The organism is Rhodococcus sp. NKCM2511 (genome assembly GCF_014905595.1).
Lineage (GTDB): Bacteria > Actinomycetota > Actinomycetes > Mycobacteriales > Mycobacteriaceae > Rhodococcoides > Rhodococcoides fascians.
On record NZ_BNHJ02000001.1, the window covers coordinates 1101651 to 1112432 of the forward strand.

Consider the following 10782-nt stretch of genomic DNA (forward strand, 5'->3'; position numbering starts at 1 on the left):
GCAGTTCCCGTATCAAGTAGTGGCCCTCCCCTCCACGGGCCCCGGCACTGCCCCGGCCCCATTCACCCCACAGCTCGGAGATCCGATGTCGTCAGCTCAGCACGCAGCCGTACACGTGGAGGACGTGCACAAGTCCTTCGGCGATGTGCATGCGCTGCGCGGCATCAGCTTCTCGGCCGAGCGGGGAACCGTACTCGGCATCCTCGGCCCCAACGGTGCGGGCAAGACCACGACTGTCAAAGTGCTGTCGACGCTGATCGCGCCCGACAGCGGCCGGGCCTTCGTCGCCGGCCACGATGTTGCTGCCGACGCTCCCGCGGTGCGGCGGTCGATCATGATGACGGGTCAGTACGCCGCCCTCGACGACACTCTTTCGGGGCGCGAGAACATCGAATTGTTCGGCCGCCTCATGGGTCTGGACAAGAAGGCTGCCAAGGCTCGCGCCAAGGCCCTGCTCGACGAATTCGACCTGTCCGATACCGGCAAGCGTCCGGTCCGCGGCTACTCCGGCGGCATGCGCCGTCGTATCGACATCGCATGTGGCCTGGTCGTGCGTCCCGAAGTCGTGTTCCTGGACGAGCCGACCACCGGACTCGACCCTCGGAGCCGACAGGGTGTGTGGTCGTTGGTCGAGGCACTGAAGGCCCAGGGCATCACCGTGTTGCTGACGACGCAATATCTCGAAGAGGCAGACGTACTGAGCGACAACATCATCGTCATCGACAAGGGCACGGTCATCGCCGAAGGTACGTCCGATCAGCTCAAGGCCATGACCGGCGGTAGCTACTGCGAAGTGGTGCCTCTCGATCCAGGTCAGCTACGAGCAGCGGCCGAGGCGCTGGGTGAGATGGTGCCTCCGGCGGTGCACGCCGAGATCACTGCCGCATCCGACCGCCTGTCCGTGCCTGCCCCCGACGGTGCCGCAACCTTGTCCGAGATCCTCCGCCGTATCGACGCCCGTGGCATCGTGCTGGCCGACATCGCGTTGCGCCGCCCCTCGCTCGACGACGTCTTCCTCACCCTCACCGGCCATTCGCAAGCGAGCCCCACGCCGTGACGGCCACGACGCGAGGCGTCTCGAATACGCGTGCGGTCACCGCTCCTCGGACAACCACCGGGTCGACGACGCAGCAGCCCAAACGCCGGTCACGAACGCGGCCGTCCGGCTTCGTACAGTGGCAGGCACTGACCGGGCGTGCACTGTGGACGATGCTCACCCAGGGTGAGCTGCTGATCGCGGTCATCGCTCCGCTGATCTTCACTATCGGCTTCTACCTCCCGCTCAAGTTCGTGATGGGCCTGCAGGGCATCGACTACGCACAGTTTCTGATGCCGATCATCGTGCTGCAGGCAATGGCGTTCACCGCCATCTCCGCCGCGCAGAGGGCATCGACGGAGGCGATGAGTGGACTCAACTCTCGGTTGAAGACGATGCCCGTCGTACGCGGCGTCCCGCTGGTGTCGCGAATCTCGAGCGGTGTCGTCCGTTCACTGGTATCGCTCGTATCCGCACTCGGTTTCGGCTACGTCATCGGCTTTCGCTTCTCTGCAGGGTTCGGTCAGGCCCTGTTGTTCTGCGCGCTCGCCATGCTGATCAGCACCACGTTGTCGATCGGTGCCGACGCAATCGGAACGCTGTCGAAGAGCCCCGAAGCGACCAGCCAGGTGTTGACCCTGCCCCAGCTCATCCTCGGCATGGCCTCGTGCGGATTCGTTCCCGAGAGCGGCTTCCCGGAACTCATCCGACCGTTCGTTCGCAATCAACCGATTTCTCAGTTCTCGTTCGCTATGCGCGACATGGCCGAGGGCGGAGTCAGCTTCCAGGTGTTGTGGCCATCCCTCGCCTGGGTGGCCGGCCTGCTCCTGTTCTTCGTCCCGCTCGCCATCTGGGCGAGCTCGAGACCAGAATGACGAGTCCGAGATGACGATGACAGAAGCGTCGGTGAACGCTGCACGCGTGTCCAACCTGACCTTTCCCGAACCCAACATGGCTCTGCGAGAAGGGTCTGTTCGTGCGCTCGGGACACACAGCCTGATCCAGGCCAAACGACTTCTGATGCGATGGATGCGCGATCCGTCGACGATGATTCAGGCGTTGCTGTACCCCGCGTTGATGCTGGTCATGTTCCGTGTCGTGCTCGGGAACTCGATCTCCGCGGCCACCGGATCGCCGGCGATCTACGGCCAGGTGCCGATGATCGCTCTGGTCGGAGCCATGTTCGGTTCCATCGTCAGCGCTGTCGGCCTCAAGGGCGAACGAAAGTCGGGTCTGTTGGCTCGGTTCTGGACAACGCCCACTCACCGTGCGGCCGGCCTACTCGGCAGGATGATTGCCGAAGCAGTTCGGGTGCTCGTGACCACCGTGGTCATCATCTGTGCCGGTGTAGCGCTGGGGTTCAGGTTCACTCAGGGAATTCAGGCCGGCATCTTGTTGCTGCTGATTCCTGTCGTGTTCGGTATCGGGTTCGCAGTCATGGTCACGTTCCTCGCCACGGTGGCCGGCGACGCACCACTGGTCGAAGTGGTGTCGATCTTCTGCACGTTGTTGATGTTCTTCAATGCGGGGTTCGTCCCCGTCCTCGCGTATCCGCTCTGGCTGCAGCCGGTGGTTGCAGCGCAGCCGATGTCGGTTGCGGTCTCCGCGATGCGCGCGCTGGCACTCGGAGGGCCCGTCATGACTCCGATTCTCCAAACTCTCGCGTGGTCTCTGGGAATGGTCGTGATCTTCCTCTACCCTGCGATTCGGGGGTACAAGAAGGCATCTGCGTCGGGCTGATCGCGTCGCCCGGGCCGACATTTCTACGTTGGGGGATTCGTTGTGGTCGACCGGGCACGACCTGAGCATCCGTCGGTATCGGTGATCATTCCTGTCGGTGGCCTCGATCCGCACTTGGACGCACAGTTGCAGGCTCTGGCCGATCAGGATGTCGGGTTTCCGTTCGAGGTGCTCGTTGCGGACAACACGCGAGGCGGGGACCTCGGCGAATACGTACTCACCCATCCTTTGCGAGAGCGGCTGCGGCTCAGGTCGGTCGATGCTTCCCGCGAGACCGGAGCGGGTTACGCACGCAACTGCGGTGCCCGAGAGGCGTCCGGCGATCTGTTGGCGTTCTGCGACTCGGACGATGTCGTGCACTCGTCGTGGCTCACCACGCTCGTACAGGAGGCGTCGTCGTTCGATGTTGTCGGTACTGCGGTCGAAACCGACACGCTGAACAGCGTCCGGGCGCTGTCGTGGACGCCCACGACAGCGCCGGAGAACCAGGGCCGCACCGACTTCCTGCCGTTCGCGATAGGCGCGAGTATGGCCTGCTGGGCATCGGTCTACAGCGATCTCGGCGGCATGGACAACCGCTACCGAGCAAGCCAGGATGTCGAGTTCAGTTGGCGGGCGCAACTGGCGGGTTACACCTTGGGGTTCAGTACCGAGGCAGTAGTGGCGTATCGACTGCGTGACGAGCTACGCCCTCTCCTGCGCCAGTCTTTCCGCCTCGGGTTCGGCTTCGCCAAGCTTCGCGGAATCTACCGGCCTCAGGGGTGCCCGGCACTGAAAGTGCGCCGAGTCGCGTCCTGGTGGATGGCGCTGCTGCTGCGCAATCCCCTGCTGCCGACGTCGCTGACCGGGATGTCACGCGGCCATTGGCTGCGTGCGTTCGTCATCCGGGTCGGCGAGCTTCGCGCAGGAATCAGATACGGAGCCATCGGTTGGTGATGTCCACCACACGGGCTCGCCGACCGGCCTGCCCGACCGGCACCCTTGACCTGCACGCCTGTTACGCCTGTGTGTCCGGCTGTTACGGTCGGTGACGCAGATGCAGGTGACAGCGGCGGATTCCGACGCCCCGGACGAGATAGAGGCCATGCCGAAGAAGTTCACGAGAGTATTGCCCACGGCGATTGCTGTCGCGGTGGCCGGTGCCCTGTCCTTCACCGGGACGGGCACAGCGGTCGCTGCGCCCTCGCCCACCGGAACCTCGGTTTCTGCCACGCCTACCCTCGAGGGTGCCAACGACTTCGGCTGTGTTCCCAGCGCGGCCCATCCCCGTCCGGTCGTGCTCGTCCACGGAACCAAGATGGATGCGTCCACGTGGAAGATCCTGGCACCGCAGCTGAAGAGCGAGGGTTACTGCGTCTTCGCACCCAACTACGGCGGAGTATCGCTGCTGCTCGACCCGGGCACGACCATCTGGGGCTCCGGCGACATCGCTGAGTCGGGCCGTCAGATCGGCCGTTTCGTCGACGAAGTACTCGCGGCGACCGGTGCCGAGCAAGTCGACATGGTCGGCCATTCGCAGGGTGGCACCGCCACTCGGCAGTACATGAAGTTCGATGGCGGCACCGATGCGCAGGACCCCGCCCGCAACAAGGTGCACACACTGGTCACACTGGGTGCCACCAACCACGGCACGACCTTCGGCGGTTTGCAGCAGCTCTCCGAACTGCTCACCTCGCTCGGCCTGCCCGGCGACGCACTCACCCCCCTGACATACAACATGGCGGGTGCCCAGCAACTCGTCGGTTCGACGACGCTGACGAGCTTGAACGAAGGCGGAGACGTCGAACCAGGGGTCGAGTACACCGTCATCGCCACGCGCAACGACACCGTCTCGACACCGCCCGCGAACACCTTCCTCAAGTCCGGCGACCCTGCGATGGTGCACAACGTCTGGGTTCAGGACGTGTGCCCCACGGCGACGACGTCCCACGTCGGTCTCGTCGCCGATCCCGCTCCCCTGTACATGGTGAAGACCGCACTCGATCCCGATTACGCAACCACCACGCCCGCACCCTGCTGAACATTCTCCACACGCAACGACGAAGGCCTCACGACACGATGTCGTGAGGCCTTCGTCGTTGCCGAACGGACTACCGGTGCAATTCCGCGTCCAGCACGGGCCCGATCTCGGTCGATGCCGGCGACGACGCCATCTGCCAGTGGGTCGAATGGACCGGGACGACCGTCACGCCCTCGCTCAGCGCACCGCGCCACGTCGCCGCCGCCACGTTGCCCGTGGGATCGTCGGTGACCGATGCGAACAGCAGCGCTCGTCCTGTGAAGGTCTGTGGCACATAGGTTTCGATGAGCTCTGCCGATTGTGCGATCCCGTCGAGGATCCCGGCGACCCGTTCGCGGGAAATAGAGTCGAAAGGTGCCGGCATCGACTTCAACAGTTCGGCCACGGAGTCGACCGTGAGTTCACCGATCTCGAGGTGGTTGTCCGCACCGACACCCAGCCCGCCGAGAATCTCGTCCGCCGATACCGGCCTGTCGACGAGGTGGTCCGACCCACCCGCAACGAACGAGTCCATCATGGCCAACGTCGAGACCTCGTGGCCCTCACGTTGCAGTTGCACGGCCATCGCATGCGCGATCAGTCCGCCCATGGACCACCCCAGCAAGTGATACGGGCCCGACGGTTGCACGGCGCGAATCTTGTCCACGAATACCGCAGCCCACTGTTCTATCGACTGCGGCACAGGTTCTGCACCGGACAGCGCGGGCGACTGCAATCCGTAGATCGGACGGTCGTCGCCGATGTGTGACGCCAGGGCACCGAAGGCCCAGGACAGACCCACGATGGGGTGGATACAGAACAGCGGGGCCGAAGAACCGCCTACCCGTAGAGGTATCAGGACCTCGAGCCCGCTTGCTTCCGCTCCGTCGACTCTCGATGCCGTGGCAGCAGTGATCCGTGCCGCAAGGGAGGCAACGGACGCGTCCACGAACAACCAGTTCAGAGGAACAGGCCGACCACCGAGGGCCCCCTTCAGCGCGGAGACCAACTTGACGGCCAGCAGCGAGTTGCCGCCGAGCGAGAAGAAGTCGTCGTCGAGTCCCACGCGTTCGACTCCCAGAACGTCCGCGAACACACCGGCAACAGCTTCCTCCACCGGTGTCTGCGGCGACCTGAACTCGCGGGTCTCGAACTCCGGACTCGGCAGCGCCCGACGATCCAGCTTTCCCGCAGCGTTGAGCGGTAGAGCGTCGAGCACCACGAAGGCCGACGGAACCATGTAGGACGGCAGCGCAGAAATTGCCTCCGCCCGAACGAGCTCGACGTCGATGTCGGTACCGGGAGTAGGAACCAGGTACGCCACCAACGACTCACCGACCGCCGAGTGCGACACCACGACGACAGCCTGACTCACCGACGACCGCGCCGTCAGCGCAGTCTCGATCTCTCCCAACTCGATTCGCTGCCCACGGAACTTGACCTGAAAATCGGTGCGACCGATGTACTCGAGCCGATCGGCATCCATCGACCACCGCACCAGATCACCGGTCCGGTACATCCGCGTCCCCACGCCGTCGAACGGGTTCGCCACGAACCGCTCCGCCGACAGGTCCGGCCGCGCAACGTAACCCCGCGCCAACTGCACACCCGCCAAGTACAACTCCCCCGGAACGCCCGCCGGTACCGGATGCAGACGCGAATCCAGCACGTGCACCGAGGTGTTCCACTCGGGCACACCGATGGACGCCGATCCGGACCCCGCCCCGTCCTCGGAGACATCGCGATAAGTGACGCTGACCGCCGCCTCGGTAGGCCCGTACAGGTTGTGCACCCGCGCATCCGACACTGCCCGCCAGGCATCGACGGTACCCGCGGGCAGCGCCTCACCGATGACGAAAACATGTCGCAGCGTCGAGATCGACTGCGCCGACACCGCTTCGACGAACACCGTCAGCATCGACGGCACGAAGTCCGTCACGGTCACCCCGTGCCGCGCGATATCGGCGGCGACCGCCTCGACGTCACGCTGCGCGCCCGGGGCCGCCACGATCAACCGACCGCCGGTTCGCAGCGGCAGGAAGAAACCCCACAGCGAGACATCGAACGTCGTCGCCGTCTTCTGCAGGTACACATCCGACGCATCGAGACCGTATTCCTGCGCCATCCACGCCATCTGGTTGACGATGGCCCGGTGTTCGATCGCCACGCCCTTCGGACGACCGGTCGACCCGGACGTGAACAACACGTACGCCAGGTCGTCCCCGGCGGCGCGCGGAAACACCACCGACCCGGACGGCTCCGGTGGATCGGTGATGTCGACGACCGGAACAGCGGTCGCGGTGACGAAACCATCTCTGGCCGTGGACAACACGACCACCGGGGCGGCCGTGTCGAGAATGTAGTCGTTACGTTCGGTCGGCTGATCCGGGTCCACCGGAACGTACGCCGCGCCCGATCGCAGCACCGCATACATGCCGACGACCAACTCGACGGACCGCCGCATCGCGAGCCCCACCAGAACACCTGGCCCGGCACCGTGCTCCTGCAACAGCTGCGCAGTCGCGTCCACCCGAGCCGAGAACTCCCGATACGTCAGCGACCGTTCGCCGAACACCACCGCAACCGCGTCGGGCGTGTCGGCCACCACGCGATCGAAGCCGTCCAACAACACCTCGGCGGATTCGATGGCCACCTCGTCGCCGTTGCCGCGCACCATGATTCGTTCGCGCTCGGCCGAATCGAGAACGTCGATATCACCGACCACGACATCCGGACGGGCGGTCACCGCCTCGAGTACAGCCACCAACCGTCGCCCGAACGACGCCACCGTCGACTCGTCGAACAGATCCGTCGCGTACATCAGCTCGCCGGCCAGACCTGCGCCGTCTCCGAGTTCGGTGAGCGTCACCTGGAGATCGAACTTTGCCGACGCCGCCCCGGACCCGAATGTCTCGACGCCCAGATCGGGGAGCTCGAACGATCCCTGAGAGAAGTTCTGGAAGAACAGCGCTACCTGGACCAGCGGGTGCCGCCCTTGCGAACGCACCGGATCGAGTACCTCGACAAGACGCTCGAAGGGTACGTCCACATTGTCGAATGCCTCCAGGTCGGAGGTACGTACGGCATCGAGTACCGCACCGAACGAGGCGTCTCGAGCGATCTGCGTTCGCAGGACCACCGTGTTGACGAACATGCCCACCAGGTCGTCCAATCGTGCGTCGCCGCGACCACCCACCGGTGCTCCCACGGCGATGTCGGACGTCCCGGACAACGTGGCCAGCAGCACCGCCAACGCTGCGTGCACCACCATGAACGCGGTGGCGTCGTGCTCGCGTGCACACTCGAGTACGCGGGTGTGCAGTGCAGCGTCGATCTCGAACGCCGTCACCGCCCCCTGTCCCGATGCGACCCGCGGGCGCGGCCGGTCGGAGGGCAGATCCAACTGCTCGGGGAGGCCGTCGAGCGTGCGACGCCAATAGTCGATCTGCTTGCGGGCCAACGACTTCGGGTCCGATTCGGAGCCGAGCATGTCGAGTTGCCAGAGTGTGTAGTCGACGTACTGGACCGGCAGCGGTGCCCACTGCGGTGCCGATCCGCCGTGCCGCGCGAGGTACGCAGTCATGACGTCGCGGGACAGCGGGGCCATCGAGAGCCCGTCCGCCGAGATGTGGTGTGCAACGAAGGCCAGCACGTACTCCGGTGCTGCACCGGCGGGGTCCGTGATGTGGAACAGCCGGACACGAAACGGGATCTCGACGGTGACGTCGAATCCCCGGGTGAAGAACTGTGTGACCGCAGCGAGCGCGTCGTCACGAGCGATGCGGACCACGTCCATCCCGACGTGCGTCTCGGCCTCGTCCCGCACCTGTTGATACCCGACACCGTCGATCTCCGGGTACACGGTGCGCAACGATTCGTGTCGACCGACCACGTCCCCCACGGCAGCCTGCAGCGCGTCGACATCGAGTTCTCCGCGCAGCAACAGAGCGACCGGCACGTTGTTGAGGGCGGAGTCGGTGTCGAGGCGGTTGAGAAACCACATTCGCTGCTGTGCGGACGAGAGCGGGATGCGCTCGGGCCGCTGCCTCGACGTGTCCAGCGCAGCTCGAACCGGACCGTCCGCCGAATCGGCGGCCTGCGCCAAGGCCTCGACGGTGGAGGACTCGAACACCGAGCGCGCCGGAACATGGACGCCCAGAGCCGAACCCAATCGAGCCGCAAGCTGTGTGGCGATCAGGGAGTTACCCCCGAGCGCGAAGAAGTCGTCGTCCAGGCCGACCCGTTCGACCCCGAGCAGCTCGACGAAGATATCGGCCACCACATGTTCGGTAGTGGTCGACGGGGGCCGGAACTCCGCGGCCTCGAACACCGGTTCCGGCAGTGCGTCTCGGTCCAGCTTGCCGGTGGGAGTCAGCGGGATCGAATCGATCCGTGTGATCACCGAGGGCACCATGTGCGCAGGCAGACTCCGCCCGGCCTCGTCCAGCACCCGGTCCAGGTCGACGTCCGTCCCTGCCACCGGCAGTACGTACGCTGCGAGAACGGTTGCGCCGGTGGGACTGCGGTGACCGAGGGTCACCGCGAAATCGACCCCGTCCTGCGCTGTGAGAACGGCGTCGATTTCACCGAGTTCGATTCTGAAGCCTCGGATCTGGACCTGAAAGTCGTTGCGGCCCAGGTATTCGATGGCCCGTCCGGACGCCGCTTCCCGCCAGCGCACCAGGTCACCGGTGCGGTACAGTCGGCTCTGTTCCGAGTTACCTTCGGCTGCATACGGATTGGCGACGAAACGCGCCGCGGTCAGCGCGAAGCGTCGATGGTATCCCCGCGCAAGGCCGGCACCGGTCAGATACAGCTCCCCCGGCACCCCGGCGGGCACCTGCCGCAACCGGTCGTCGAGCACGTGGTAGCCCATGTCCTTGGTGGACGGCCCGAGCAGCACGGCTTCGCCCGCGTTCAAGGGTGGCGAGATGTTGCACACCATCGACGCTTCGGTGGGGCCGTAGACGTTGTGAAAACGTCTGCCCGGTGCCCACTTCGACATCAGTTCCGAGGTGAAGGCCTCGCCGCCGATCGCGAGCACTCGCATGTCGGGCACCTCCGCCGGATCGAGTGAGGCCAGCGCCGCCGGGGTGATGAACGCATGGCTGACGCGGTGGTGGCGGAGCATGTCACCCAGATCGGAACCGCCGTAGACACCGGGCGGGACGATGACCATCGTCGAACCTGCGCCCACAGCCATCAGTAGCTCCAGCACGGACGCATCGAAGCTGGGGGACGCGAAATGCAGTGTGCGCGAATCGGAGTCCAGCCCGTAGATCTCGACCTGAGTGGAGGTCAGCGGTGCCAGCCCGGCGTGGGAGACGGCGACGCCCTTCGGCAGACCGGTCGAGCCGGAGGTGTAGATGACGTACGCGAGCGTGGACGGGCGAATCGGTGCCCGTCGATCGTCCGCCACGACGGGATCGTCGGACAACCCCTGGAGTGCGCCTTCGGTGTCGGACGAGTCGAGACTGATCCACGACACCGACGTCGGCATCGCCTCTTCGAATTGTGTTGCAGTGACACCCATTCGCACGCCGGAGTCGTTCACCATGTGCGTGATTCGGGCGGCCGGGTAGTTGGGGTCGATGGGCACGAATGCAGCACCGGTCTTCGCCACGGCCCACACGGCCGTGACAGATTCGATCGAACGGGTCAGTGCCAGTGCCACGAAATCCTCGGGGCCGACCCCGCGTTCGATGAGCAGCCGGGCCAGCCTGGACGACCGGGAGTCGATCTCACGATAGGTGAGCGACCGGGTGCCGCACTCCACCGCTATACCGTCCGGGTTCTTTTCCACCGCCGCGGCGAGCAGAGTCGGTAGCGCGACCGTACGGGCCGGTCGCTGTCGGGTGGGTCGTGCACGGGTAGGCCTGGGGCGGCTCGACCGTCCACCCACTCGGCCGCCCGACTCGGACGGTGTACCGGTCGATCCATCCGAACTCATCTGAACTATGACTCCTCACCAGTGTTGCCCCGCGCTCGGTCGTGGACGACGCGTCGG

6 protein-coding genes are annotated in these 10782 nt (G+C 65.3%); 5 read left to right on the forward strand and 1 reads right to left on the reverse strand.

Annotation, left to right across the window (positions count from 1 at the left end; all coding sequences use genetic code 11):
* The first annotated feature begins 85 nt into the window (after nucleotides 1-85).
* The 5 genes from JLZ96_RS05045 to JLZ96_RS05065 all read left to right on the forward strand — a co-directional run bounded on the left by JLZ96_RS05045 (nucleotide 86) and on the right by JLZ96_RS05065 (nucleotide 4796).
* Complete coding sequence (locus tag JLZ96_RS05045; RefSeq protein WP_027496305.1) at nucleotides 86-1057, forward strand: daunorubicin resistance protein DrrA family ABC transporter ATP-binding protein; 972 nt, start codon at nucleotides 86-88, stop codon at nucleotides 1055-1057.
* On the forward strand, nucleotides 1054-1911 hold the full coding sequence (locus JLZ96_RS05050; RefSeq protein ID WP_032365639.1) for an ABC transporter permease: 858 nt from the start codon (nucleotides 1054-1056) through the stop codon (nucleotides 1909-1911). Before JLZ96_RS05045 ends, JLZ96_RS05050 begins: the two co-directional genes overlap by 4 nt.
* A gap of 10 nt (nucleotides 1912-1921) precedes the next feature.
* The gene (locus tag JLZ96_RS05055; RefSeq protein ID WP_032373896.1) at nucleotides 1922-2776 is read left to right on the forward strand and encodes an ABC transporter permease; all 855 of its coding nucleotides are present in this window, start codon (nucleotides 1922-1924) and stop codon (nucleotides 2774-2776) included.
* Nucleotides 2777-2857: 81 nt separating this feature from the next.
* Nucleotides 2858-3712: a glycosyltransferase family 2 protein gene (locus JLZ96_RS05060; RefSeq protein WP_176458062.1), complete on the forward strand. Its 855-nt coding sequence runs from the start codon at nucleotides 2858-2860 to the stop codon at nucleotides 3710-3712.
* A gap of 148 nt (nucleotides 3713-3860) precedes the next feature.
* Entirely contained in the window at nucleotides 3861-4796 is a 936-nt protein-coding gene (locus JLZ96_RS05065; protein WP_032365693.1) for a triacylglycerol lipase, read from the forward strand.
* A 70-nt stretch (nucleotides 4797-4866) separates the two neighbouring features.
* Here the strand turns inward: JLZ96_RS05065 and JLZ96_RS05070 are convergent, their stop codons facing one another.
* Nucleotides 4867-10725: a non-ribosomal peptide synthetase gene (locus JLZ96_RS05070; RefSeq protein ID WP_201009587.1), complete on the reverse strand. Its 5859-nt coding sequence runs from the start codon at nucleotides 10723-10725 to the stop codon at nucleotides 4867-4869.
* Nucleotides 10726-10782 lie beyond the last annotated feature (57 nt).

What these genes read in the sequence shown, in the direction of transcription:
- JLZ96_RS05065 (WP_032365693.1), top strand. Translation starts at nt 3,861, where the DNA reads ATGCCGAAGAAGTTCACGAGAGTATTGCCCACGGCGATTGCTGTCGCG.
- JLZ96_RS05045 (WP_027496305.1), top strand. Translation starts at nt 86, where the DNA reads ATGTCGTCAGCTCAGCACGCAGCCGTACACGTGGAGGACGTGCACAAG.
- JLZ96_RS05055 (WP_032373896.1), top strand. Translation starts at nt 1,922, where the DNA reads ATGACGATGACAGAAGCGTCGGTGAACGCTGCACGCGTGTCCAACCTG.
- JLZ96_RS05070 (WP_201009587.1), bottom strand. Translation starts at nt 10,725, where the DNA reads ATGAGTTCGGATGGATCGACCGGTACACCGTCCGAGTCGGGCGGCCGA.